The organism is Bacillus sp. FSL R7-0166 (genome assembly GCF_038008935.1).
Lineage (GTDB): Bacteria > Bacillota > Bacilli > Bacillales > Bacillaceae > Bacillus > Bacillus altitudinis.
In genome coordinates this window covers 2235607-2261725 of record NZ_JBBPAC010000001.1, presented here as the reverse complement: position 1 = coordinate 2261725, position 26119 = coordinate 2235607, and the positions used below count along the sequence as shown (strand labels likewise).

General features: G+C 40.9%; 29 protein-coding genes. 23 read left to right on the top strand and 6 right to left on the bottom strand.

The features are described 5' to 3' along the window. The first annotated feature begins 29 nt into the window (after positions 1 to 29). The 14 genes from NST01_RS11645 (at position 30) to NST01_RS11580 (ending at position 13892) form a co-directional block, all read left to right on the top strand. Positions 30 to 428, top strand: a complete 399-nt coding sequence (locus NST01_RS11645) for a cytidine deaminase (RefSeq protein ID WP_008342410.1) — start codon at positions 30 to 32, stop codon at positions 426 to 428. Continuing rightward, complete coding sequence (gene era, locus NST01_RS11640) at positions 421 to 1326, top strand: GTPase Era (RefSeq protein ID WP_007501305.1); 906 nt, start codon at positions 421 to 423, stop codon at positions 1324 to 1326. The genes NST01_RS11645 and era overlap by 8 nt, the downstream gene beginning before the upstream one ends. A gap of 147 nt (positions 1327 to 1473) precedes the next feature. After that, positions 1474 to 1617 (top strand): YqzL family protein, encoded by a 144-nt coding sequence (locus NST01_RS11635; RefSeq protein ID WP_008342408.1) that lies wholly within the window; start codon positions 1474 to 1476, stop codon positions 1615 to 1617. Between the two features lie 35 nt (positions 1618 to 1652). Further along, positions 1653 to 2423, top strand: a complete 771-nt coding sequence (gene recO / locus NST01_RS11630; protein WP_007501304.1) for a DNA repair protein RecO — start codon at positions 1653 to 1655, stop codon at positions 2421 to 2423. A gap of 329 nt (positions 2424 to 2752) precedes the next feature. Beyond that, positions 2753 to 3640 carry a glycine--tRNA ligase subunit alpha gene (glyQ, locus tag NST01_RS11625; RefSeq protein ID WP_003217487.1) on the top strand — a complete coding sequence of 296 codons (888 nt, stop codon included), beginning with the start codon at positions 2753 to 2755 and terminating at the stop codon, positions 3638 to 3640. Continuing rightward, the gene (gene glyS, locus NST01_RS11620) at positions 3633 to 5678 is read left to right on the top strand and encodes a glycine--tRNA ligase subunit beta (protein WP_341041942.1); all 2046 of its coding nucleotides are present in this window, start codon (positions 3633 to 3635) and stop codon (positions 5676 to 5678) included. The genes glyQ and glyS overlap by 8 nt, the downstream gene beginning before the upstream one ends. 166 nt (positions 5679 to 5844) lie before the next feature. Further along, positions 5845 to 6483, top strand: coding sequence for a helix-turn-helix transcriptional regulator (locus NST01_RS11615; protein WP_024423017.1), 639 nt, complete (start codon positions 5845 to 5847; stop codon positions 6481 to 6483). 25 nt (positions 6484 to 6508) lie between these two features. After that, on the top strand, positions 6509 to 7330 hold the full coding sequence (locus NST01_RS11610) for a pyruvate, water dikinase regulatory protein (protein ID WP_008342399.1): 822 nt from the start codon (positions 6509 to 6511) through the stop codon (positions 7328 to 7330). Between the two features lie 261 nt (positions 7331 to 7591). Beyond that, a complete protein-coding gene (locus NST01_RS11605) occupies positions 7592 to 8092 on the top strand; it encodes a YaiI/YqxD family protein (protein ID WP_008342395.1) in 501 nt (166 codons plus the stop codon). Positions 8093 to 8125: 33 nt separating this feature from the next. Further along, on the top strand, positions 8126 to 9955 hold the full coding sequence (gene dnaG / locus NST01_RS11600) for a DNA primase (RefSeq protein ID WP_008342393.1): 1830 nt from the start codon (positions 8126 to 8128) through the stop codon (positions 9953 to 9955). A gap of 203 nt (positions 9956 to 10158) precedes the next feature. Next, a complete protein-coding gene (gene rpoD / locus NST01_RS11595; RefSeq protein ID WP_008342392.1) occupies positions 10159 to 11280 on the top strand; it encodes an RNA polymerase sigma factor RpoD in 1122 nt (373 codons plus the stop codon). Between the two features lie 301 nt (positions 11281 to 11581). Next, entirely contained in the window at positions 11582 to 11941 is a 360-nt protein-coding gene (cccA, locus tag NST01_RS11590) for a cytochrome c550 (RefSeq protein WP_008342390.1), read from the top strand. A 120-nt stretch (positions 11942 to 12061) separates the two neighbouring features. After that, a complete protein-coding gene (locus NST01_RS11585) occupies positions 12062 to 12778 on the top strand; it encodes a tRNA (adenine(22)-N(1))-methyltransferase (RefSeq protein ID WP_250026298.1) in 717 nt (238 codons plus the stop codon). Then, positions 12771 to 13892, top strand: coding sequence for a Nif3-like dinuclear metal center hexameric protein (locus NST01_RS11580; RefSeq protein WP_048001530.1), 1122 nt, complete (start codon positions 12771 to 12773; stop codon positions 13890 to 13892). Before NST01_RS11585 ends, NST01_RS11580 begins: the two co-directional genes overlap by 8 nt. Positions 13893 to 13928: 36 nt before the next feature. On the opposite strand, the gene NST01_RS11575 is transcribed toward NST01_RS11580, so the two are convergent. Both NST01_RS11575 and vrrA read right to left on the bottom strand, forming a co-directional pair. Next, a complete protein-coding gene (locus NST01_RS11575; protein WP_007501283.1) occupies positions 13929 to 14873 on the bottom strand; it encodes a 4-hydroxy-3-methylbut-2-enyl diphosphate reductase in 945 nt (314 codons plus the stop codon). A gap of 156 nt (positions 14874 to 15029) precedes the next feature. Then, the gene (vrrA, locus tag NST01_RS11570) at positions 15030 to 15752 is read right to left on the bottom strand and encodes a VrrA/YqfQ family protein (RefSeq protein ID WP_017367618.1); all 723 of its coding nucleotides are present in this window, start codon (positions 15750 to 15752) and stop codon (positions 15030 to 15032) included. Positions 15753 to 15907: 155 nt separating this feature from the next. On the opposite strand from vrrA, the gene NST01_RS11565 reads away from it, so the two are divergent. Both NST01_RS11565 and NST01_RS11560 read left to right on the top strand, forming a co-directional pair. Next, positions 15908 to 17227 carry a DEAD/DEAH box helicase gene (locus NST01_RS11565; RefSeq protein ID WP_007501280.1) on the top strand — a complete coding sequence of 440 codons (1320 nt, stop codon included), beginning with the start codon at positions 15908 to 15910 and terminating at the stop codon, positions 17225 to 17227. Positions 17228 to 17236: 9 nt separating this feature from the next. Further along, positions 17237 to 18130 carry a deoxyribonuclease IV gene (locus NST01_RS11560; RefSeq protein ID WP_017358005.1) on the top strand — a complete coding sequence of 298 codons (894 nt, stop codon included), beginning with the start codon at positions 17237 to 17239 and terminating at the stop codon, positions 18128 to 18130. 49 nt (positions 18131 to 18179) lie between these two features. Here NST01_RS11560 and NST01_RS11555 read toward each other — a convergent pair whose 3' ends face one another. Continuing rightward, entirely contained in the window at positions 18180 to 18434 is a 255-nt protein-coding gene (locus NST01_RS11555; RefSeq protein ID WP_008342377.1) for a DUF2624 domain-containing protein, read from the bottom strand. Between the two features lie 140 nt (positions 18435 to 18574). Here NST01_RS11555 and NST01_RS11550 point away from each other — a divergent pair, with 140 nt between their 5' ends. The 5 genes from NST01_RS11550 (at position 18575) to NST01_RS11530 (ending at position 22694) form a co-directional block, all read left to right on the top strand. Next, entirely contained in the window at positions 18575 to 19456 is an 882-nt protein-coding gene (locus NST01_RS11550; protein WP_007501276.1) for a YitT family protein, read from the top strand. A gap of 136 nt (positions 19457 to 19592) precedes the next feature. Then, positions 19593 to 20369 (top strand): metal ABC transporter ATP-binding protein, encoded by a 777-nt coding sequence (locus NST01_RS11545; protein WP_008342368.1) that lies wholly within the window; start codon positions 19593 to 19595, stop codon positions 20367 to 20369. Beyond that, positions 20369 to 21229: a metal ABC transporter permease gene (locus NST01_RS11540; RefSeq protein ID WP_341041940.1), complete on the top strand. Its 861-nt coding sequence runs from the start codon at positions 20369 to 20371 to the stop codon at positions 21227 to 21229. The genes NST01_RS11545 and NST01_RS11540 overlap by 1 nt, the downstream gene beginning before the upstream one ends. Continuing rightward, positions 21207 to 21635: a Fur family transcriptional regulator gene (locus NST01_RS11535; RefSeq protein WP_003217433.1), complete on the top strand. Its 429-nt coding sequence runs from the start codon at positions 21207 to 21209 to the stop codon at positions 21633 to 21635. The genes NST01_RS11540 and NST01_RS11535 overlap by 23 nt, the downstream gene beginning before the upstream one ends. Positions 21636 to 21776: 141 nt before the next feature. Next, positions 21777 to 22694, top strand: a complete 918-nt coding sequence (locus tag NST01_RS11530; protein WP_025207635.1) for an ROK family protein — start codon at positions 21777 to 21779, stop codon at positions 22692 to 22694. Between the two features lie 24 nt (positions 22695 to 22718). On the opposite strand, the gene NST01_RS11525 is transcribed toward NST01_RS11530, so the two are convergent. Next, positions 22719 to 23297, bottom strand: coding sequence for a 5' nucleotidase, NT5C type (locus tag NST01_RS11525; RefSeq protein ID WP_008342361.1), 579 nt, complete (start codon positions 23295 to 23297; stop codon positions 22719 to 22721). Positions 23298 to 23436: 139 nt separating this feature from the next. On the opposite strand from NST01_RS11525, the gene NST01_RS11520 reads away from it, so the two are divergent. Then, complete coding sequence (locus NST01_RS11520) at positions 23437 to 23799, top strand: DUF308 domain-containing protein (protein WP_008342359.1); 363 nt, start codon at positions 23437 to 23439, stop codon at positions 23797 to 23799. A 48-nt stretch (positions 23800 to 23847) separates the two neighbouring features. Here the strand turns inward: NST01_RS11520 and ispG are convergent, their stop codons facing one another. Next, entirely contained in the window at positions 23848 to 24963 is a 1116-nt protein-coding gene (ispG, locus tag NST01_RS11515) for a flavodoxin-dependent (E)-4-hydroxy-3-methylbut-2-enyl-diphosphate synthase (RefSeq protein WP_008342357.1), read from the bottom strand. A gap of 106 nt (positions 24964 to 25069) precedes the next feature. Further along, the gene (locus NST01_RS11510) at positions 25070 to 25372 is read right to left on the bottom strand and encodes a hypothetical protein (RefSeq protein ID WP_007501268.1); all 303 of its coding nucleotides are present in this window, start codon (positions 25370 to 25372) and stop codon (positions 25070 to 25072) included. 192 nt (positions 25373 to 25564) lie between these two features. Here NST01_RS11510 and NST01_RS11505 point away from each other — a divergent pair, with 192 nt between their 5' ends. Then, positions 25565 to 26101: a GNAT family N-acetyltransferase gene (locus NST01_RS11505; protein ID WP_236810496.1), complete on the top strand. Its 537-nt coding sequence runs from the start codon at positions 25565 to 25567 to the stop codon at positions 26099 to 26101. Positions 26102 to 26119: the final 18 nt, after the last annotated feature.

Genomic DNA, 26119 nt, shown 5'->3' with positions numbered 1-26119 from the left:
TACCATTTCTTCTGAAAGTGGGAACTAGAATGAACAAACAAGAGTTGATTTCAGAAGCAGTCAAAGCAAGAGATTTTGCATATGTACCCTATTCTAAATTCAAAGTCGGTGCAGCATTATTATCGCATGACGGAAAAGTGTATGGCGGCTGCAATATTGAAAATGCAGCATATGGTATGTGTAATTGTGCGGAAAGAACAGCACTTTTTAAAGCGTACTCAGAGGGCATCACATCTTTTCAAATGCTTGCAGTAGTGGCTGATACAGATCGGCCTGTTTCACCATGCGGCGCATGCAGACAGGTCATTTCAGAGCTATGTGCACCTGATATGCCAGTGATTCTAACGAACTTAAAAGGTCATATATACGAAACGACAGTAAACGAACTATTGCCAGGCGCATTTTCACCGGAGGATTTAAATGACTAACGAAAGCTTCAAATCAGGATTTGTATCAATTATTGGAAGACCAAATGTAGGGAAATCGACCTTTCTTAATCGTGTAATTGGACAAAAGATTGCGATTATGAGTGATAAGCCTCAAACGACTCGAAACAAAGTGCAAGGTGTTCTGACAACGAACACGTCACAAACGATTTTTATCGATACACCAGGAATTCATAAACCGAAGCACAAACTTGGCGATTTTATGATGAGGGTGGCTCAAAATACACTCAAGGAAGTCGACCTGATCTTGTTTATGATCAACGCACAGGAAGGCTATGGAAAAGGTGATGAATTCATCATTGAACGACTAAAGCAAACATCGACACCGGTGTTCCTTGTCGTCAATAAAATTGACCAAATTCATCCGGATGAACTGTTCCTTTTAATTGATGAATACCGTACACGTTACCCATTTAAGGAAATTGTGCCAATTTCAGCACTTGAAGGCAACAACATTGATACGCTTCTTCAGCAAATTGAAGGTTATCTTCCAGAAGGCCCTCAATTTTATCCGGCAGATCAAGTAACAGATCACCCAGAGCGATTTATTATTTCTGAATTAATTCGTGAAAAAGTGCTGCATTTAACGAGAGAAGAGATCCCTCACAGTATTGCGGTTGCGATTGAATCGATCAAGCCAGATGAAAACGGCAAGATTCATGTTGCAGCGACCATCGTCGTAGAACGTGATTCACAAAAAGGGATTGTGATTGGTAAGCGCGGCAGCTTATTAAAAGAAGTGGGACAAAAAGCGCGCAGAGACATTGAAGCACTTTTAGGCTCAAAGGTGTATTTAGAGCTTTGGGTAAAAGTGCAGAAGGACTGGCGTAATAAATCCACACATCTTCGTGATTTCGGATTTAGAGAAGACGAATATTAAAAACCGATACAGTTGTTAGTAGATCTGACAATGGTGCGGTTCGATTAGTAAAAATTGTTTATCATGAAATGGAGGTAGCCTGGTCAAGATAAAATTAATATGTTGGATGTAGCGTTGCTGCTTCTAATAAAGAAAGGTGGGGTTTTTATGTTGAATTTTACATGGAACGTATTTTCACAAACAGGAAGCGTTGACACGTATCTGCTTTTCAAAGAGTTAGAAAAGGAGAACCTGGAAAGACCCGATGTACTTGAAGAAGAAATAGCACGACTTGATTTTCCAATCTTATAATTCTTGACCCCCTCCAATGCTCGGAGTGTAGACAAATGCTCATTAAAAGTGAAGGAATCGTCCTTAGAACAACAGATTATGGCGAAACAAACAAAATTGTCACGCTGCTCACTAGAGAACATGGGAAAATTGGTGTGATGGCAAGAGGCGCTAAGAAATCGAACAGCCGCCTGTCAGCCATAAGCCAGCCGTTTTTATACGGAACCTTCCTGATCCAATCATCAACAGGACTTGGAACGCTCCAGCAAGGTGAAATGATGGAAAGCATGCGAACCATTCGGGAAGATTTATTTCTGACTGCATATGCCGCATATATGACAGAATTACTTGATAAAGGAACAGAAGAAAAGAAGCCAAACCCTTACTTGTTTGAACTTCTTCTTCAATCTTTACGCCATCTCAATGAAGGCACAGATGCTGATATTATTTTATTTATCGTAGAGGTTAAAATGCTGTCAGTGATGGGGTTGAAGCCTGAACTGGACCAATGTGTACACTGCGGTCAAAAAGAAGGGCAGTTCCATTTCTCAATTAGAGATAACGGATTCATCTGTAGGCAATGCTTTTCTAAAGATCCATATAAACTGCCCTTATCCCCAGCAGCAGCAAGACTGCTCCGTTTGTTTCATTATTTTGATTTATCAAGGCTTGGTCAGGTTGACGTGAAACCACAGACGAAACAAGAAATTCGTCAAGTGCTCGATCATTATTATGAAGAGTATTCAGGTCTTTATTTAAAATCAAAAAAATTCATGAATCAAATGGAATCCATGAAAAAGCTAATGGACGGTGAAAACAAAAGTTGACATCTCTCGTGACTTTTTGTAAGATCATCTAAGATCAAATATGTTGCATTGACAGAAAGAAGTACTTACGTATCAGCCATAAAAGCGACCTTAGGACGGTGTGAGCTAAGGATGGACACGTAACGAAAGGCATTCTTGAGCAACGTAAAACAAAGCGGCTGGGTGCTACGACACCAGCAAATAGGGTGGAACCGCGGGAAAAACTCTCGTCCCTATGTTTGCAAGGAACCTTGTGAGCATAGAGACGGGAGTTTTTGTGTTTTGCAAAAAGGTTCTAGGCCCCACCGCCATACATAGCGGATGGTGTAAAAAAGATGGAGGTGCGATCATTGAATATTCAAGACATGATTTTGACACTGCAAAAGCATTGGTCAAATGAAGGCTGCGTATTAATGCAGGCATATGACACAGAAAAAGGTGCTGGAACGATGAGTCCATACACGTTCCTCAGAAGCATTGGACCAGAGCCATGGAAGGTAGCCTATGTAGAACCGTCAAGACGCCCGGCTGACGGCAGATATGGAGAAAACCCAAACAGATTGTATCAACATCATCAATTTCAAGTGATCATTAAGCCATCACCTGACAATATTCAAGAACTGTATCTAGAATCATTGAAGGCGCTTGGCATTGACCCGCTGAAACATGATATTCGTTTTGTTGAAGACAACTGGGAAAACCCATCTCTTGGCTGCGCAGGACTTGGCTGGGAAGTTTGGCTTGATGGAATGGAAATTACGCAATTTACGTATTTCCAGCAAGTCGGCGGTTTAGAATGTAAGCCAGTTTCTGTTGAAATCACATACGGAATTGAGCGTCTTGCTTCTTACATTCAGGACAAAGAAAATGTATTTGATCTTGAATGGACAGATGGCTTTACTGTAAGAGATTTATTCTTAATGGCTGAATACGAGCATTCTGTGTATACGTTTGAAACATCTAATACGGATATGCTGTTCGATTTATTTACAACATATGAAAAAGAAGCACATAGCCAAATGGACAAAGGGCTTGTTCACCCGGCATATGATTATGTACTCAAATGTTCTCACACATTTAACCTGCTTGATGCCAAAGGCGCGATTTCTGTGACTGAGCGAACAGGTTATATCGGAAGAGTACGTCAGTTAGCGAGAAAAGTAGCCAAAACATATTACGAAGAACGAGAAAAACTAGGATTCCCTATGCTAAAAGAGGAGGCGGCTTCTCATGAATAAACAAGATGTATTACTTGAAATCGGCTTAGAAGAGATGCCGGCTCGTTTCATGCCAGAAAGCACAAAGCAGCTAGGTGACAAAGTAAAAGCTTGGTTCGTAGCGCAAAATATTTCATTCGAAGACGTTGCTTTATTTAATTCACCAAGACGTCTAGCTGTACTCGTTAAAGGTGTTGCAGAAAAACAAGAGGACATCAAAGAAGAAGCAAAAGGACCGGCTAAAAAAATTGCTCAAGATGCTGAAGGCAATTGGACAAAAGCTGCCGAAGGTTTTGCCCGCGGACAAGGTGCTTCAACTGATGATCTGTATTTCAAAGACATCAAAGGTGTGGATTATGTCCATGTCCAAAAGTTTCAAGAAGGTAAGCAAGTCAAAGACCTTCTTCCAGCATTGGGGGACATTGCAGCTTCATTGAGTTTTCCAAAGAACATGAGATGGGGAAGCGAAGATTTACGCTATATCCGTCCAATTAAATGGATTGTTTGTTTATTTGGTCAAGAGATCATTCCTGTCGAAATTGCAGGAGTGAAAAGCGGACGGGAGACTAGAGGACATCGTTTCCTAGGGACAACAGCCAGCATTGACACACCAGCTTCTTATGAGCAAACATTAAGAGATCAATTTGTCATTGTAAATTCAGATAAAAGAAAACAATTAATTACTGAGCAATTACATGCGCTTTCTTCCGAAAAAGGCTGGGTCATTCCAGTTGATCCTGAGCTTCTAGAAGAAGTGAACGATCTCGTTGAATATCCAACCGTTCTATTTGGTTCTTTTGAAGAAGAATTTCTTGCGCTGCCGGAAGAAGTGCTTGTCACGACAATGAAAGAGCATCAGCGTTATTTCCCTGTGAAAAATGAACAAGGGGAATTACTGCCGCACTTTATTACGGTCAGAAATGGAAACAGTGAGGCACTTGAAAATGTGGCAAGAGGGAACGAAAAGGTCCTTCGCGCACGTTTATCAGATGCGGCATTTTTCTATAAAGAAGACGAAAAACTCGTCATTGAAGACAACATTCAAAAGCTTGATAAAGTCGTATTCCATGAGAAACTTGGCACGATTGGCGACAAGCTGAAAAGAGTAACAGACATTGCCGTCCGCCTTGCTAGTCATGTGGGTGCAGATGAAGAAACGTCTAAACGCGCTGCAAGAGCAGCCAGTATTTCTAAATTTGACCTTGTGACTCAGATGGTCTATGAATTCCCAGAACTGCAAGGAATCATGGGTGAAAAATATGCTAGAGCACTTGGCGAGCATGAAGAAGTGGCAAAGAGTATCAACGAGCACTATATGCCGCGTTTTGCCGGTGACGATGCGCCGTCAACACTTATTGGGGCGATTGTTGCAGTGGCGGATAAGCTAGATTCTATTTGTTCATTCTTCTCAATTGATGTCATTCCAACTGGCTCTCAAGATCCTTATGGATTAAGAAGACAAGCGAGCGGTATCGTTCAAATCCTGCTCGACCGCCAATGGAATCTTTCATTTAAAGAGCTTTTAGCACTAGCTCAAGTAGATGCAAAACATGAAGCGGCTCTCATTGAATTTTTAACACACCGTTTGAAATATGTCCTCCAAGCAGAACATATCCGTCATGACGTGGTGGAAGCAGTCCTTGATGTTGAAAATATTGAACCATATGCGGTTGTGAAAAAAGCGGCTGTTCTTGAAGAGAGCGTGAAACAGGAGAGTTTCAAAGAAACGGCTGAGGCACTAGGCCGCGTCATTTCAATCAGTAAAAAAGGGGAAGACGCACAGATTCAGCCTGAACTGTTTGAAAATGAACACGAACAAAAGCTATTTGAAGCGTATCAGCAAGCGGAAAAAGCCGTCAACGAGTATATGGCAAGAGGACAGTACCATTCAGCACTTGAAGCGTTAGATACGTTAAAAGCACCAATTGTTCATTATTTTGACCATACCATGGTTCATGCCGATGATGAAAAACTGAAACAAAATCGTTTGGCACAAATGGTCAAACTTGCAAAAGTCATTCAATCATTTGCGAATATGAACAATTTAATTGTAAAATAAATACCTAAGAACGGTTGCCTTTTTCGAAGGGCAATCGTTTTTTACTCATTTAATTCACGGTTTTTGAGTGGATTTTTGTTTCATTCGGACGAAGATGCGCTATAATATGATGAGTTATGAAATTGATATACATAAAGTAAGGATTCGCTCTCTCTATTTAAAGGTGGTGAGTACAATCGAGTTAAATAAACGGCAAGAGCAGATTTTACAGATTGTCAAAGAGAATGGTCCGATCACTGGAGAGCATATCGCCGATCGGCTGAACTTAACAAGGGCTACCCTCAGACCGGATTTAGCCATTTTAACGATGTCTGGCTTTTTAGAAGCAAGACCAAGGGTCGGCTACTTTTTTACAGGCAAAACAGGCACGCAGCTTCTGGCAGATAAGCTGAAAAAACTTCAAGTGAAAGATTTTCAGTCCATTCCGGTCGTGATACACGAGAATGTTTCGGTTTATGATGCGATTTGTACGATGTTTTTAGAGGATGTGGGCACATTATTCGTTGTGGACGATCACTCTATTTTAACAGGCGTGTTATCAAGAAAAGACCTCCTTCGAGCAAGTATTGGGAAACAAGAGCTTCCGTCTATACCTGTCCATATTATTATGACAAGAATGCCGAACATTACCGTTTGCCGCAAAGAAGATTTTATTATGGATGTGGCCAAGCACTTGATTGAAAAACAAATAGATGCACTTCCTGTTATAAAAGATACGGATAAAGGCTTTGAAGTGGTCGGCAGAATTACGAAAACAAACATGACGAAAATACTTGTTAGCTTATCAGAGAACGAAATTATCTAATTACAGAAGACTGCGAGGGGATGTTATGAGTAATCGTGTAATTTTTGTTGTATCAGATTCAGTCGGAGAAACGGCAGAGCTCGTGGTCAAAGCGGCACTTAGCCAATTTGATGGCGGCTCATCCGACCATTCAAATATTAGAAGAATCCCATATGTAGAGGATGTCGGTACGATTAAAGAAGTGATTTCATTGGCGAAAGCAGATAATGGAATCGTTTGCTTTACTCTTGTTGTGCCAGAAATGCGCCAATTCTTAATTGAAGAAGCAGAAGCGAATGGCGTCGTGTACTATGACATTATCGGTCCACTTATTGATAAAATGGAGACGGCATATGGAAATGAAGCGAAACATGAGCCAGGTCGTGTACGTCAATTAGATGAGGACTATTTTAAAAAGGTAGAAGCCATTGAGTTCGCTGTGAAATATGATGATGGCCGGGACCCAAGAGGTATTCTAAAGGCTGATATTGTGCTGATTGGTGTATCGCGTACGTCTAAGACACCACTTTCTCAATACTTAGCACATAAACGCTTGAAGGTAGCAAACGTTCCGATTGTTCCTGAAGTTGATCCGCCAGAGGAGTTATTCTCAGTTGATCCAAAAAAATGCATCGGCCTAAAAATTAGTCCAGACAAACTAAATCATATCCGTAAAGAACGTTTAAAATCACTCGGTTTAAATGACCGTGCCATTTATGCGAATATCGAACGGATTAAAGAGGAACTAGAATATTTTGAAAAAGTGGTTGACCGCATTAACTGTCAAGTTGTTGATGTATCGAATAAAGCAGTTGAGGAGACAGCAAATGTCATTCATCAAATGCTGACCAAAAGAGGTTCCGAATAAACTCAGGATGCTCCTCCTGGGTTTTTCCTATGGTGGGAAACGGGTAAACAAAAACAATAGCATATTTGCTGCATTTGTATTATAATAAAAAATTGTGATAAAATGATTGATTTTAGGTTTAAGTTAAGTCAAGAACGAATAAACTAATATTGGCAGAAGTCAAGTGATTCTGAACATAACTTTTCGACAAAATGAGTTTTACTGTTGATTGCTTTATGGGGGAAAAGTATGGTCTTTTTGCTTCTCTAAAGCAGGAATAAGGTGGAGGGATGGAGAATTAGTCACCTGAATGAACGTAAAAAAGAAAGGACGATTTATGTCGATGCAGATGCTTGTCCTGTAAAAGACGAAATCCTTTCTGTCGCATCTCAATTTCAAGTGCCTGTGACTTTCATTGCTTCATATGAGCATTTTCAAACCAAACGATCACCACTTGAAGATTGGCGGTTTGTTGATACACATAAGGAAGCAGCAGATTTAGTCATTGCGAACTTAGCTGTCAAGCACGATATTGTTGTCACCCAGGATATTGGTCTGGCCTCCTTACTGCTTCCAAGACAAGTCATTGTTCTGTCTGAAAGAGGACGAATGTACACAAACGAAACAATTGATTTTGATTTGGAACGCAGGCATGTTTCCAGTAAACAGCGAAGAAAAGGTGTATACGGAAAAGGTCCCAAAAAGCTTTTAGAAGAGGATAAAAAGCGATTTATTGCCCAACTACAAAAAATCCTGTCGAATCATGAAGGATTTTTGAATTAAAAGGCGAATAATGTACGACGGAGTGTTATTAGGATGAGCAAACGTATACCAGATGAACTTTTGGAGCAAATCCAAAAAAACGCAGACATTGTCGAAGTGATTGGAGAATACGTACAGCTTAGAAAACAAGGTCGGAATTACTTCGGTCTTTGTCCATTCCATGGTGAAAATACTCCTTCATTCTCTGTTTCAGCAGATAAGCAAATCTTCCATTGTTTTGGCTGTGGTGCAGGAGGCAATGTATTTTCGTTCCTCAGACAAATGGAAGGCTACTCATTTATTGAAGCCGTTTCACATGTTGCTGATAAGTACCATATTGATTTGCCGGATCATGTAGCGAATGCGCAGATCAGTTCCTCACAGCAAGAGGATACAGCAGACCATAAAATGATTGAGGCGCATGAGCTTCTTAAGAAATTTTACCACCATTTGCTGGTAAATACAAAGGAAGGTCAAAACGCACTCGATTATTTAAGGTCCAGGGGCTTTACGGATGAAACAATTGCCAAGTTTGAGATCGGGTATGCTCTCGACTCGTGGGATTTCGTGACCAAGTTTTTAGAAAAACGAGGGTTTGATCCTGCGATGATGGAGAAGGCTGGTCTTTTGATTCAACGAGAAAACGGCACAGGTTTTTTTGACCGCTTTAGAGATCGTGTCATGTTTCCAATTCATGATCATCACGGGACGGTTGTCGCTTTTTCTGGAAGATCACTTGGTGATCAGCAGCCAAAGTATATGAATAGTCCTGAAACGCCACTTTTTCATAAAAGTAAGCTGCTTTATCACTTTCATGACGCGCGTATGCATATTAGAAAACGCGAACGTGCAGTCCTTTTCGAAGGATTTGCTGACGTCATCTCGGCTGTCACAAGTGGTGTTGGCGAAAGTGTTGCAACAATGGGTACGTCTTTAACAGAAGAGCACGTAAAGCTTCTTAGACGGAACGTTGAAGAGATCATTTTATGTTATGACTCTGACACGGCCGGGTATGAAGCGACCATGAAAGCATCAGATTTGCTTGGAAAAAGAGGATGTAAAGTTCGCGTTGCCATGATACCAGATGGACTTGATCCAGATGATTACATTCGTAAATATGGCGGCGAGAAATTTAGGAATGACATCATAGATGCAAGTGTGACATTAATGACATTTAAGATGAACTTTTTCCGAAGAGGAAAGAATTTGTCTGACGAAGGAGACCGCCTGACTTACATGAAGCAGGTTCTCCGAGAAATTAGCCGATTAAACGGTTCCTTGGAACAAGAGATTTACATGAAGCAGCTGGCTGGGGAGTTCTCCATTTCACTTGACTCATTAAAGGAGCAATTGGAGCTTTTTGAAAAGCAGCAGCGACAAGAGGCCAAGAGCTCGCAAGAAGAAAATGGACTTGAAAAGCGGCGTGCACATCTGTCAACACAGGTAAGACGAAAACGTCTAAGGCCGGCATATGAAAACGCAGAGCGAATGCTCCTTGCACATATGTTGAAAAATGATGACGTGATCCGAAAAGTGCTTGATAGGATAGGGTTTGAATTTAATATAGATTCGCACAGAGCGCTGGCAACATACATTTATGCATTGTATGAAGAAGGCAAGGAGCCGACCCCGCAGCATCTGATGAACCGTATAGAAGATGATGTGATCAATCAGCTCCTGACGGATATTTTCATGATTCAAGTTGGAGACGAACTAAGTGAAGCTGAATTAAGTGATTATGTAAAAAAAGTGTTGAATCATCGGAATTTGTCAATGATAAAGGAAAAAGAACTAGAACGTGCAGAGGCGGAGAGGCAAAAAGATTTCTTCAAAGCGGCAACACTTGCAAAAGAAATTATTCAGTTGAACCGTTCGCTGAAGTAATACGTCTACTATTTATGACAAGACTTACGGCTGGCAATGAATCCTTTAATGGGAGGAGCATAAGACCGCAAGCATCTTGCCTTCATCATTATTTATTTTATTCCTATTTGCTCATTCTGTTTGATAGAGAGAGAAAGGCAGAGCAGAAGCAAATCGCAAGTTACTTTAGAATTCGTTGCAAGCTTTGGAAGGAGGGATCCATAATGGCTGATAAACAAGCCCACGAAACTGAAACTGAATTAACCTTTGAACAGGTGAGAGATAAGCTCACTGAAACGGGTAAAAAACGGGGCGTTTTAACATACGAAGAAATTGCAGAGCGTATGTCTAGCTTTGAAATTGAATCAGACCAGATGGATGAATACTATGAATACTTAGGCGAACAGGGTGTAGAACTCATCAGTGAAAACGAAGAGACTGAAGACCCAAATGTTCAGCAGCTGGCTAAGGCAGAAGAGGAATTTGACCTGAATGATTTAAGCGTACCACCAGGTGTCAAAATTAATGATCCTGTTCGTATGTACTTAAAAGAGATCGGGCGCGTCAATTTGCTATCTGCGAAAGAAGAGATTACGTATGCTCAAAAGATTGAAGAAGGCGATGAGGAATCAAAAAGAAGATTAGCGGAAGCGAACCTTCGTCTTGTTGTCAGCATTGCGAAACGTTATGTTGGTCGTGGTATGCTGTTCCTTGACTTGATTCAAGAAGGAAACATGGGGCTCATGAAGGCGGTTGAGAAGTTTGATTACCGCAAAGGATACAAATTCTCAACATATGCGACTTGGTGGATTAGACAGGCGATCACACGTGCGATTGCCGATCAGGCGAGAACAATCCGGATCCCGGTTCATATGGTGGAAACCATTAATAAATTAATCCGTGTTCAAAGACAGCTTCTACAAGATCTAGGTAGAGAACCAACGCCAGAAGAAATTGCGGAAGACATGGATTTAACACCAGAGAAAGTAAGAGAAATTCTTAAAATTGCGCAAGAGCCAGTATCTTTAGAAACACCTATTGGTGAGGAAGATGACTCGCATCTTGGTGATTTTATCGAAGACCAAGAGGCGACTTCTCCATCAGACCATGCTGCCTATGAGCTCTTAAAAGAGCAGCTTGAAGATGTATTAGATACGCTAACGGACCGTGAAGAAAATGTGCTGAGACTGCGTTTCGGACTAGATGACGGAAGAACACGCACATTAGAAGAGGTAGGAAAGGTGTTTGGCGTAACAAGAGAGCGTATTCGCCAAATTGAAGCGAAAGCTCTTCGTAAATTAAGACACCCGAGCAGGAGTAAACGATTAAAAGACTTCTTAGAATAGAAACCGGACGGATCTTGAGAGAGATCCGTTCTTTCTTCATCAAAATGAAAACGCTTTTTTGATCTGATTATATTTTACTGAATAACAAATGAATTTGCAACGTTCTTAGAGAAAAGATGTATAAAAAATACATCTAAATGTGCTGAAGGCTTCTTTTCTCATTTTGAATCATTTTTGTCTAATCTGTGAACTTGACCAAAGTTTTGTATCATAATTCGTTTACTTTTTGTAAAATTAAAGTAGAATTAGAATTGTTTGCATAGTCTCAAAGGGGTTTTTCACAAAGGGGAGGATGAAAGAAATGAAACGGAATCCACTTATACCATTCTTATTGATTGCCATTTTAGGTATTGGACTCACTTTTTTCTTATCAATGAAGGGGCTGAAAGATGAAGACAAAATTGCCTCTGGGGGCAAAGAGCAAAAGCAAGAAGAGACCGCAAATGCAACGCCGGAAGAATTGTATAAGCAGAACTGTATTAGCTGTCATGGGGAAAACTACGAAGGTGGCGCTGGTCCTGCATTAAAAGGTGTTGGCGACAAGCTTGAAGTAGCAGACATCAAGAAGAAAATTCAAGAAGGCGGAAATGGGATGCCGGGCGGGCTAATTCCGAATGAAAAGCTCGATGAAATGTCAGAATGGGTATCCAAAATTAAATAATAAAGCGCAAAAAGCTCTTTTTCATCAGAAGAGCTTTTTTCATTTGAAAACGACTTTTAAAAAGTCCATAATTTATATAAGATAGACAAGTATGAACATTAAAGAAAAGTAGTGATATGGATGAATGAAATGAATTTGTCAAAACGATTAAAAAGAGTCGCAGACTTTTTACCAAAAGAGGCGGTCTTTGCTGATATTGGCTCAGATCATGCCTATTTGCCATGTTATGCGATATTACATCATAAAGCATTGAAAGCCATTGCTGGTGAAATTACTGATGGACCACTTCAATCTGCGAAGCAGCAAGTACATAGGCTTGAATTAGATGAGCAGATTTCAGTCAGAAAAGGAAATGGCCTTGAAGTGATTGAAAAAGGCGAGGTAAATGCTGTCACGATTGCAGGGATGGGCGGAGCACTTATTGCAAGCATTCTAAATGAAGGTAAACACAAGCTCACAGGGCAGGAGAGGCTTATTCTTCAGCCTAATATTCATGCCCACCATATTCGTTTATGGCTCTATCAAGAGGGGTATGAATTGATGGATGAAGTGATTTTAGAAGAGGATGGCAAAATATACGAAATCATCATTGCCGAAACTGGCGACAAAGATAAAGCCTATGAAGGCATGTCGATTGAAACAGGCATGCTCGTTGGTCCGTTTCTTGCCAAAGAGCAAAATGATGTCTTCCGGCGCAAATGGATGAATGAGCTTCAGCACATGGAGCATATAGAAGGCCAGATTCAAAAAGCAGCGCCGACGGAAGAGAACAAAGAACGTCTGAAAGAGCTGAATGCGAAAATAAAAATGCTAAAGGAGGTTTTGACTGTTGGCTAAAACAGTGAACGGGCATGAAATCATCCAATTATTTGAGCAATTCTCACCAAAGGCATATGCGGTGGAAGGTGATAAAATTGGGCTCCAGATTGGAACGCTAAATAAAAAAGTGACCAATGTCATGATCACCTTAGATGTATTAGAAAATGTGGTAGATGAGGCAATTGAGCGGAAGGTGGATCTCATTATTGCCCACCATCCGCCAATTTTCCGTCCATTAAAACATGTGGCGACAGATCAGCCGGCAGGACGGATCATTGAGAAATGCATCAAACATGATATTGCGGTGTATGTAGCACATACAAACCTGGATGTGGCTGATGGAGGAGTCAATGACTTGCTTGCAGAGGCTTTAGAGCTCGGGGAAACAAAAGTGCTAGTTCCAACATACGAAGATCCAATTAAGCAGCTAGCTTTGTATGTCCCAGTGGAATTTGAAGAGGCCATCAGGACGGCTTTAGGAAATGCGGGAGCTGGCCATATTGGCAACTACAGTCATTGCGCTTTTTCAAATGAAGGGACAGGCAGTTTTCTGCCATCAGAAGAAGCTGTGCCATTTATTGGTGAGACGGGTAAATTGGAATTTGTGAAAGAAGTACGAATTGAAACCATTTTCCCAGCGAGTATTGAAAAACAAGTGATTCGTGAAATGATCAAAGCACACCCTTATGAAGAAGTGGCTTACAGTGTACACACGACAGATCTTCCTCCTATTCAAAAAGGCCTTGGCCGTATTGGAGAATTAAAAGAACCTATGACACTTAAAGACTTCACTCAATTTGTGAAAACGAAGTTAGATGTGAATGGAGCGCGTTTTGTAGGAGATCAGGAAGCGGTCGTGAAAAAAGTAGCTGTGCTTGGAGGAGACGGAAATAAATATATCCATCAAGCGAAAAGAATGGGTGCAGATGTGTACGTGACTGGCGACCTTTATTTCCATGTCGCTCACGATGCCATGATGCTCGGACTGAATGTAGTGGACCCAGGTCATTACGCAGAAAAGATCATGAAAGAGGGCGTGAAGACAAAGCTAGAATCGCTATGTACAGATAAAAAATATGATGTGCAATTCTTTGTATCAGAATCAAACACAAATCCGTTTCAATTTGTGTAAATAAAAACGTCAGAGCATAGCAGCTCTGACGTTTTTTTATTTCTTTGTTTTCACGCGAGGTAATATCTTAGAAAGAGGAACCGTCCGTTCAATTTTCCATGTCGATTCATCATCAGGTTCATAGTTTTCTAAGAAACGAATGACTTCTTTTGTAATAGGTGTTGGTGTGGAAGCACCTGCAGTAACGGCAACGGTTTTTACACCTTGGAGCCATTCAAGCTTTAACTCACTGAGATCACCAATTCGGTAAGCCTGCGTTCCTGCAATCTCCATTGACACTTGCGCCAGACGATTTGAGTTATTGCTTTTTGGATCGCCGACCACAATGGTCAGATCGGCTTGGCCTGCTTGCTGTGACACAGCTTCCTGACGTACCTGTGTCGCAAGGCAGATTTCTTGATGGTACTCGACGTGAGGATATTTTTCTTTAATGAGCTCCATCAGATCATGAACATCCCACTGAGACATTGTCGTCTGATTGGTGATGAGTAGTTTATCTGACGTTAAATCGAGCGCTTTAATATCAGCTTCTGTTTCGACAAGGTGCACTTTGTCAGGTGCAACACCGACGGCTCCTTCTGGCTCAGGGTGACCCTTTTTCCCGATATAAATAATGTCATATCCATCAGCTGTTTTTTCTGAAATGAGTTCATGTGTTTTCGTGACATCTGGACACGTCGCATCAATGGCGACAAGGCCTTTTTCTTCTGCAATTTGACGGACTTCAGGAGATACGCCGTGAGCGGTGAAAATCACTGTGCCACTTTCAACCTGTTTTAAAATATCCAGACGGTTTGGTCCGTCCAGTGTGTAAATTCCATCTTCTTCGAAGGCATCTGTGACATGTTTGTTGTGCACAATCATACCTAATATATAAATTGGGCGTGGCAAGTTTTTATCAAGTGCGGCATTTTTAGCAATGACCATTGCATCTACAACGCCATAGCAATAGCCACGCGGCGAAATTTTAATTACATTCATTTATTCGTCCTCCTGTAGGGAAGTGCTGCTAGAGAAGAACAATATAAAAAGCCGTGAAAAACGGCTTTTGATCATTCTCTTCCTTCATTATAGCCAAAGTAAGCGCATATATCAAAGATTGTTATACATGGGAAACACTTCGCCTATAAAAGATCACTAGACATATAGTTTCGGAATTGAACTGCCCGATCTTTTTTTCGGTTTTGCTTCAGGAGCAGCTGATGTGTGTACAGTCCCTTTTTTGACAAGGATGTCCTCTGGTTCTTCTTCTTTTCCTTCTTCTATTTCATCATCAACCGGTGCTGCTTGTTCGTGCGGAACGTCTGTTTCTGCAGTGATTTCTTTTGGTTCTTCGTCTGCATCATTCGTATTTGTTTCATCATCATCCGCACTGCCAAGCTGGCTATAGAGTTTAATCATGGCAGGCAAATTTCTGACTAAAGGACCGTATTGCTGAATCATAGGCGTGAATTGCTGCGCCATTCCGAGTACTTTTTGAACATTTCCTAACATGCTTGAAAGGTTCGCAGGGTTTGCGAAGCTCTGGATTCCTTGTAATCCGGCACCACCTCCAGCTCCAGAGATCCCTGCTCCTCCAGCTCCAGGAAGAAATTTTGCCAGCATGCCCTTAATTCCGGCGCCGCCGCCTAGTGCACGGCTTTCGCCTCCAGGAATGCCACCCATCCCGCGTAGACCGCCGCCTTGTACAGACGGAGAGCGAGGCATCATTTGTTGAAATTGGTTGCCTTGCCCTTGAAAAGGCTGTTCGATCGGAGCCTGCTGTCTCCGTTGAAAAATCCCGGGCTGTCCGCCATTTCCAAGGTGCCGGCGTGAGGGGCGATGCGGCTGAAAATCGCCCATAGGCCTTTGCCCTAACATACTTGTACCTCCCTTACTGCATTCTCTTTCTCTTCATAGGTTATGCAGGGAAGTATCATTTGGTTTCCTGTGAGAAAAGCGGACATGGTTTTTTTGCTGAAAATCAGCTATAATGAGGAGATGAGCAAAAAGGCATTGCCTTAAGGAGTGAAAACATGAAAGAAACGAAATTTACGACATATGAATTAAAGTCTTTTATTATAGATGCTATTCATGAACTGGGCTTTTATGAGCCGACTGATATTCAAAAGAGAATCATCCCTGCTGTTTTAAAAGGTGAAAGCGTGATTGGACAGTCTCAAACAGGGACAGGGAAAACCCATGCGTATTTATTGCCGCTTATTCATTCAATTGATCCAAGCAAAGAGCAAGTACAAGTGGTCATTACTGCACCAACACGAGAATTAGCGAATCAAATTTTTAAAGAAGCACAAACGATCTTAAAAAATACGACTCCAGAAGAAGAAATCAAGGCAAAGCTTTACATTGGCGGAACGGACAAGCAGAAATCCATTCAAAAGCTAAAGAATCAGCCGCACTTAGTGGTCGGCACTCCTGGACGTATTGCTGATCTTATTCATGAGCAAGCGCTGAATGTGTACAAAGCAACATCTCTTGTCATTGATGAAGCAGACCTTATGCTAGATATGGGCTTTTTAGAAGATGTGGATCGTATTGGCTCACAAATGCCAGAACAGTTGCAAATGCTCGTGTTCTCAGCAACTATTCCAGAAAAATTAAAACCTTTCCTCAAAAAATATATGGATAATCCGAAATATGCACATGTTGAACCGAAACGCATTACGGCTGAAAACATTCAGCATATTTTAGTTCCATCTAAACAACGTGATAAATTAAAATTACTTCATGAAATGGTGACGAATGTACAGCCTTATTTAGGGATCATCTTTGCCAATACGAAATCAACTGTTGATGAAATTGCCTCATTCCTACAGGAAAAAGGAATGAAAATTGGGGTACTTCATGGTGGTTTAACGCCTCGTGAACGTAAAAAAGTGATGAAACAAATTGAAGATTTGGAGTTCACCTATATTGTGGCATCTGATCTTGCTGCCCGCGGGATTGATATTAAGGGCGTCAGCCACGTGATTAACTATGAGCTCCCATCCGATCTTGATTTTTATGTTCACCGTGTGGGAAGAACGGCTCGCGCTGGTTCATCTGGCATTGCAATGACCATTTATGATCTTGCTGATGAGGATGCACTCGTTCAAATTGAAAAAATGGGTGTTGTGTTTGAAAACAAAACGATTGTTCATGGCGAATGGCGAGATGCAGATGATCGTTTGAAGCGTCAAAGACGTAAAAAAGCACCAAATGAAATTGAAGAAAAAGCAAAACGCCTTGTCAGAAAACCGAAAGCCGTCAAACCTGGATATAAAAAGAAAATGACACGTGAGATGGATAAGATCAAAAGACAAGAACGTAGAAAGTCAAAGCGTAACGGAAAGTAGGGGGACACATTGTTGAAGATTGGATCACATGTATCCATGAGCGGAAAACATATGCTTCTTGCAGCGAGTGAGGAAGCTGCCTCTTATGGTTCAAATACTTTTATGATTTATACAGGTGCACCGCAAAATACGCGCCGTAAAAAAATTGAAGATCTCAATATTGAAGCTGGACAAGCGCATATGAAAGAGCATGGTATGACAGATATCGTCGTTCATGCACCGTATATTATCAATATTGGGAACACAGTGAATCCAGCGACATTTGAGCTTGGAGTGGATTTCCTTCGCTCTGAGATAGAGCGTACAGAAGCGCTAGGTGCAAGACAAATTGTTCTTCATCCAGGTGCGCATGTCGGAGCAGGTGCAGATGCTGGAATTCAAAAAATCATTGAAGGCCTCAATGAAGTCATCGTGAAGGGGCAGGAGGTTCAAATTGCGCTGGAAACAATGGCGGGAAAAGGATCAGAGTGCGGAAGAAGCTTTGAAGAGCTTGCCCAAATTATTGACGGTGTGACACATAACGAAGCACTTTCTGTCTGCTTTGATACGTGTCACACGCACGATGCTGGTTATCCCATTGTGAGTGATTTTGATGGAGTATTAGAAGAATTTGATCGAATTGTTGGGATCGACCGAATCAAAGTTCTTCATATTAACGATAGTAAAAATGTACAAGGCGCAAGAAAAGACCGACATGAAAATATCGGTTTTGGAGAAATTGGTTTTGATGCCCTGAGCTATATCGTTCATCATCCACAGCTTCAAGATGTGCCGAAGATTCTAGAAACGCCTTATGTAGGTGAAGATAAAAAGAACAAGAAACCACCTTATAAATTCGAAATTGCGATGCTGAAAGAAAAGCAATTTGATGAAGGTTTACTAGATAAGATTACGGGTCAATAAAAAGTGCATGCAATGTGATGAGGTGCCGCTAAATGCGGCCCTTTTTTGCCTAATTTGTGAACTGATTAAACAGATCGTTGACGGTCTGTGCAGTTTGTTTAGACGTAATCGCTTCCACTTGCTTAAGCAGCCGGTTGCGCTCTGCATCGTTAAAAATATTGACGTTTTTCCCATTCATGAGTTTGGCGACCTCAGCAGCCTGATTGGATGTTAAACTGACCCCATACTGTTTCGCATACCTTAACAAGTCATTTGCTGTGATCTGATTCAGACGCTGCAACACAATTTTTTGAATTAAAATCAATTCCATTCCTCCCCTCTGTATCAATGTATGGGCGAAAACGGAAAATGTGCAAAAAATTTTATTTTACTCTGTGAAATGATAAAATAGTAAAGTGAATAAAATGTTCATTGAAAACTAAACATGTGTAGAAGGGAGAACGTATGGCAAATAGTAAACAGCATAAAAAGGAATCAGTGCCTCATTTTATTTTGAGAATTTTTCTGATTCTAGTAGGAGCTGCATGTGCAGCAGTCAGCATTGAATTATTTTTAGTGCCAAACAATATTATTGATGGAGGCATCATCGGTATTTCGCTTATTTTGGATTATCTTTTTACGGATAACCCATTCATTAATTTTGCGACGATTGTTGTCATTTTAAATATTCCATTTATGATATCAGGATACAAACATATTGGGAAAACCTTCTTGATTTCCACTGTGATTGGGATTGTCAGCTTGGCCGTGATTGAATCTTCACTCCATCATGTAGAAGCATTTACGACGCAGCCGATTTTAGCTACTGTATTTGGAGGGCTGTTACTCGGGTTTGGCGTTGGGCTTGTGATACGGAATGGAGGCTCAATGGACGGAACGGAAATCTTAGGAATTCTTCTGACGAAAAAAATTCCTTTCTCCGTCGGTGAGTTTGTCATGATCGTCAATGTGTTCATTTTTATTTGGGCAGGCTTTGTCTTCGGACCGGAGCAGGCTATGTATTCTGTCATGACATATTATTTGGCAATGAAAACAATTGATGCTGTCATTCAAGGACTAGATGAAACAAAAGCTGTCATTATCGTTTCGGATTATTATGATGAAATTTCAGATGCGATCCTTCATCGTCTCGGCAGGGGAACCACCAAGCTTAGAGGAAAAGGCGGTTATACTGATGAAGAAAAAGATGTCATTTACGCCGTCGTGACAAGACTTGAAATTACGAAACTGAAATCTATCGTGTTTGAAATTGATGGTCAAGCCTTTATTACGATTATGGATACGCATGAAACAAAAGGCGGTAAATTCAAAACAGCCATTCATTAGCTTTTATTTTACTTTTTTATCTTTCTTTTATATAATGAAATGTATGTATGGACAAAGAAAATGGCTTTTGCCATTTTCTTTTTGTTGTATAAATCGTAATCATTCTTTTTATATTGGATTAAAGGTGGAAAGATTTATGGCAAAGCCAATTATTGAAATGAAGGACATTTCGTATTCATATGGACAGCGAAATGTCATCGATCACATTCATTTAACGGTAGAGGAAGGAAACTTTCTAGCACTTGTTGGACCGAATGGATCTGGTAAAACAACCTTATTAAAATGCCTGCTTGGCTTGATTAAACCCCAGCAGGGAGAATTGAAGCTGTTTGGCACACCTGCTCAAAAATTTAAAGACTGGGATCAAATTGGATTTGTTTCTCAAAAGGCAAATAGCTTTAATACAGGGTTTCCTGCTTCTGTATACGAGGTCGTGGCAAGTGGTTTAACGGCGAAGATTGGTTTATTCAAACGCATGAGTAAGCAGGATAAGCTTCAAGTAGATGAGGCCATCCGCTCAGTTGGCATACAGGACTTAAAACACCAAAACATTGGTGAGCTTTCAGGCGGTCAGCAGCAGCGTACATTTATTGCCCGTGCACTCGTCAGTCAGCCGAAGCTGCTTATTTTAGATGAGCCGACTGTGGGTGTAGACCAAAGAACAGTAGAAGGCTTTTATCAGCTGTTAGAAACATTGAACAAAGAAAAAGGAATGTCTTTAATTCTCGTTACACATGATGTAGGAACCGTTTCTGACAAAGTCACGCATGTGGCTTGTTTAAATCAGACACTTCATTTTCATGGAGATGCGGAAACGTTTGATTCGATGGATGATCAGGCGCTTTCTCAGTTTTACGGGCATGACATTCAAGTGATTCATCACGATCATCACCATCATGGGGGACATGAATAATGCTATTTCCATTTTTTCATTATGAATTTTTACAAAATGCGTTTATCGCAGGTATGCTGATCGGCTTTATTGCGCCCTTACTTGGTGTATTTATTGTCGTGAGAAGGCTCTCTCTCATCGCAGATGCGCTTAGTCACGTATCACTTGCTGGGATAGCGGCAAGTTTATTCCTTGATAAAAAGTTTGGACTTTTGACAGGGGTTAGCCCGCTTTACTTAGGAATGGCTTTTTCTGTGGCTGGCTCGTTGTTTATTGAACGTCTGCGCTCTGTGTATAAACATTATCAGGAGCTGGCGATTCCCATTATTTTATCAGGTGGTATTGGGATCTCTGTTATTTTCATTTCACTTGCAAATGGTTTTAATACAGATTTGTTCAGTTATTTGTTCGGAAGTGTCAGTGCGGTTTCAAGACTCGATCTTTGGATTATTGTTGGAATCTCACTTGTCGTTGTATTAGTGGTTGTGCTCTTGTATAAAGAATTGTTTTTGCTTTCTTTTGATGAAGAACATGCGAAGGCTTCTGGTATTTCAGCGAAGTGGATTCATTTTATTTTTATTTTAGTTGTTGCACTTGTCATCGCAGCATCGATGCGTATTGTCGGTACACTCCTAGTGTCCGCACTCATGACACTGCCAGTTGCGGCAAGTATTCGGATTGCCAAAGGGTTTAAACAGGCGATTTTCTTTTCCATCTTATTTGGGGAATTGTCTGTCATGGTCGGCTTGATTTTAAGTTATTATCTTGATTTAGCGCCGGGTGGAACCATTGTGATGCTGTCTATCTTGATTTTAATCGGGTGTATTAGTATTGGGAAATTCAGAAGGGGGAATCATCATGAACGTACAAGAAGCGCTTGATTTATTAAAGGAAAAAGGCTATAAATATACAAGCAAACGTGAAGATATGCTTCAATTGTTTTCTGATTCTGATAAATACTTGACCGCTAAAAATGTATTAACAGCTTTAAGTGAAGATTACCCAGGGCTTAGTTTTGATACGATTTATCGAAACCTGTCTTTATATGAAGATCTTGGGATATTAGAGACAACGGAATTATCAGGGGAGAAACTGTTTCGTTTTAAATGTTCGTTTTCCCATCATCATCACCACTTTATTTGTTTGACATGCGGTAAAACAAAGGAAATCGACGCTTGCCCTATGGACAAGCTTGATGCTGATCTAGAGGATTATCACATTAGCGGACATAAATTTGAAATTTACGGAACGTGTCCTTCTTGCGAACCGAAGGAAGTTCATTCATGAAAGAAGCCAGCCGATGGGCTGGCTTTTTGTTTTGTCATGTTGAAAACGTTTTACAAAGGATAGCTGTTTCATTAAAATGAGAACAACAGATCATCTATAGAAGCAGATTTGAGTCTTTAGAAATAGGGGGAGGGGTCAAAAGTGGCGTATTATATCGTATTCGATGTAGGCGGGACAAAAACAAAGCATGGGGTCATGGATCGACATGGTGAGCTGATCACGAGCGGCGACTACGAAACAAACTGCCGGCAGCTTGAGCCGTTTTTAGAGGACATGGAGAACGTGGTGAAAGAGTATCAAAGGACTTGGGATATCAAAGGGATTGCGATGAGTCTTCCGGGGTTTGTTGACAGTCAAACGGGTTATACGGAATTTGCAGGAGCGATTATTGCTTTAAATGGCCAAAATGTCAAAACGCTTTTGGAAGAAAAAACATCACTTCGTGTAGAAGTAGAAAATGATGCGAACTGTGCAGCTCTGGCTGAAAAATTTAGTGGTCATGCGAAAGAGTGTGACAGCTTTATATGTATGACGCTTGGGACTGGTGTCGGCGGCGGTATTTTTGCTGGCGGAGAGCTTGTTCGCGGTGCCTCTTTTCGCGGCGGTGAATTTGGCATGATGCTGACAGAAACTGAAAATGGTCAGTTTACCACACTCAACAGCAGTGCTTCGACAGCTGGATTGATACGAAGCTACAAAGAGCAGCAAGGAATTCCACAAAGTCAGCAAATCGACGGTCAAGAAATCTTTGAAAAAGCCAAGCAAGATCCGGCCATTGAGAAGATGATCGATCAGTGGTACAAGCGAATCGCAATTGGCATTTACAATGTGGCAACAGTTCTCAATCCAGAGAAAATCCTCATTGGCGGGGGCGTGAGTGCAAGGCCCGATTTGATTCCAAACATTGAGAAACATTTACATACTTTGCATGCATGGAAAAACATACAGGTGACACTGGAAACGTGCTATTACTTCAATCAGGCAGGTATGATGGGTGCACTTTATCATTTTTTAATAAAAGAAGGACATCATCGTACAATCAAAAAGCCGATACATTAAAAACGTATCGGCTTTTGATCTGTTTTAGTAAGCAGTTTGCAGACGCTTTTCATACTGTTTGATCCATTGGGATGCTTCTTGCCAATTATTCACGCGAATGATCCGTTCATCAATTGGCATTTGATTATACGGTGAGTTAAACAGAATCACTGGAATGTCAGCTTCTTTTGCAATCATTGTGGCATTGCCATGATGATCTTCAAAAAACACATCGATCTTATGTTTTTGAACAGCTTCCACCTTATGATGTCCGCCAACAAGCTCGATATCGTCATAATGGACATGATTCTCCTCAAACCATTTGTAGGTGATGTCTGAGTGATGCTGCCTTCTGGCTGTGATATAAATCAATTGATGATGATGTTTCATTTGATTGAGGATTTCTTTTGCACCCTCGGCAGGCTTTGCCTGTTTATAAATAAGAGGCTCATACTCATTCATCCAGCCCCAAAATTCTTCATTTGAAATCTTTAAAAGCTTCGTCAAATCATATTCCGTCATATCATCTAGTGTGATGTCACATTGAAACGACTCATTTAAGTAGGGGACAAAGGTGTCCTGCGCCGTGACTGTGCCATCGATATCAATTCCTAAACGTAACATGCCCACACTCCTCATATTTATCCTCTTAAAGTGTAACATAATCAATTCACAATTCCAGCAAGTTTTAGCAAACATGAAACAGACATTTTTGCTCATACTAAAAAAGCTCCTTTCTATTAACCAAAAGGGGGAATTGATCATGGAAAGAGACGAAGATTTCAGAAGAAATGATCGTGAAATCGACACACACTTTAGTAATGATGATGGCTATTTAGAGGAAACAGCTGCTGAAATAGCAGAGCCATATCAAGCATCAAGAGATCGTGAAGACAGAAGAGAACGTGACCATGTAGGTGACGATTCAGGCAGTAAGGGGATAGGCTATACAGCACTCGCGATTGCGATTATCTCATTATTTGTCTTGCCGGTGCTATTAGGGGTAGCGGCAATCGTCGTTGGTTATATTGCAAGAAGAAAAGGAGCACATGCGCTTGGCGCGTGGTCAATCGGGATCGGAATCGTTTCCGTCATCCTCGGCATCTTTATCACCCCGTTCTTTTAACAGGATAGGAACAGAAAAACGCCTGACAGTGATGTCAGGCGTTCTTTGTTATGCGTTCGCTTGTTTTGCTTTTTCAGCTTCCATTTTTGCATAATGTTCTTCAGCGATTTTATCGATTTCTTTTTTCAGTTCTTCGACCATTGTTTCTTCTGGCACTTTCCGAACGATTTCACCTTTGCGGAATAAAAGGCCTTCACCTCTAGCGCCAGCGATGCCAATATCAGCTTCACGCGCTTCACCCGGACCGTTTACAGCACATCCGAGAACAGCTACTTTAATTGGTGCTTTAATTTTAGAAATATATTCTTCGACTTCATTTGCAATGCTAATGAGGTCAATTTCAATTCGTCCACAAGTTGGACAAGAGATGAGTGTTGCTGCATTTGATGCAAGGCCAAATGATTTTAATAATTCACGTGCCACTTTGACCTCTTCGACCGGGTCAGCACTTAATGAAATACGGAGTGTGTTACCAATCCCCATATTCAAGATTGCGCCAAGACCAGCTGCACTTTTGACCGTACCTGCAAATAACGTACCTGATTCTGTAATCCCAAGATGAAGAGGGTAATCAAAGGCTTTTGCTGCTTTTTCGTATGCCTCAATCGCAAGGTTTACATCAGATGCTTTCATACTGACAATGATGTCATGAAAATCTAGGTCTTCTAAAATTTTAATGTGATGCAGTGCACTTTCAACCATACCATCTGCTGTTGGATAGCCGTATTTATCAAGAATCTTTTTCTCGAGTGAACCGGCGTTTACCCCAATACGAATTGGAATGCCTTTTTCTTTTGCCGCTTTCACAACAGCTTCGACTTTTTCTCGTCTTCCGATGTTTCCTGGGTTGATACGAATTTTGTCTGCACCTGCTTCAATCGCTTTCAGTGCAAGCTTGTAGTCAAAATGAATGTCGACAACAAGGGGAATGTTGATTTGTTTTTTAATGTCCGCAATCGCATTTGCTGCACGCTCATCTGGGCATGCGACACGCACGATTTGACAGCCAGCTTCTTCTAAACGTTTAATTTCAGCTACTGTCGCTTCGACATCATGTGTTTTGGTTGTCGCCATACTTTGAATGACGACTTCATTGTTTCCACCTATAGTTAAAGGTCCCACTTTGACGGGACGCGTTTTTGTACGATGTGTGACTTCACTCACTTGTCAATCGCTCCTTAGTGTACATGCAATTCGTTTGCAGTGTACGACGTGTTTTACATCTCATATTGTAACAGTCTCTTTATATGAATGACAAGGAATTAACGTTTTATCTCTTATAGACCGGAAACTTGTATGTGCTGCCTGCCCGAATTTCGTTCGCTTTGACGCCTTGATTCAGTGCTTCAAAGTCTTCGATCACTTCATCTAATGGCTTACTTGTATGTACGATAGAGACGACGGTTTGACCTTGTTTAACAGTGACAGTTTTATATGCCTGTTTTTCAGCTGTTTGAAAGGCGCTGGCGGGAACAGCAGGTCCTTCCTGAACGGGGATCGTTCCATTTTTCAAATCAAAAAAGATAATAAAGAGGACAAACAAACTGACTAGTAAAAAAATAATTCGCCGCATTTTACTCACCGCTTTTAAGAGTTTACTTCAGTGTATGTTTGTCCCTGAGTTGATAGAACAAAAAGAGTGAGAAAGCTAGGAAGGGTGGTTCTAGTGAGTTCTATTATGACTTGTAATCGGAAAAAATTTTGATAAGCCAAAGCGCTTTCTTTATTATGATAAAATAAAAAAAGGGGGAGAGTATATGAAGAAATCAGTCAGAATATATATGTAAGAACACTAACAGAAAGTGATGCAGAAGCTCTATTAACACTTGAACGAGAGAATCGCACCTATTTTCAGCAATTTACACCTTTGGTTCAGGATGATTTTTTTACTGTACCTCGTCAAAAGGAACGGATTAACCGCAGTATGCAAAGGCGTGCAAAAGATGAAGCCTATATGCACGGTATTTTCTTAAATGAAACAGATGCATTAATTGGAACGATCTCACTCCATTCTGTTGAAAGAGGACCGATTCAAGGGGCATTGCTTGGATATGTGCTTGATGAAAGGCAAGGCGGGAAGGGGTATATGACAGAGGCGATTCGTTTGATTATCGATTATGCCTTTTATGAACTGTACCTTCACCGTATTGAGGCTGGCGTAAAACCATCTAACATTGGTTCCATTCGTGTGCTTGAGAAGACAGGGTTTGAAAATGAGGGACTTCATCGTAAAAAAGTAAAGATCAATGATAAGTGGGAGGATCACTATTTGTTTGCGATCATCCATCCAGATGAGTCATAGGGTCAAAACAAATAAAAA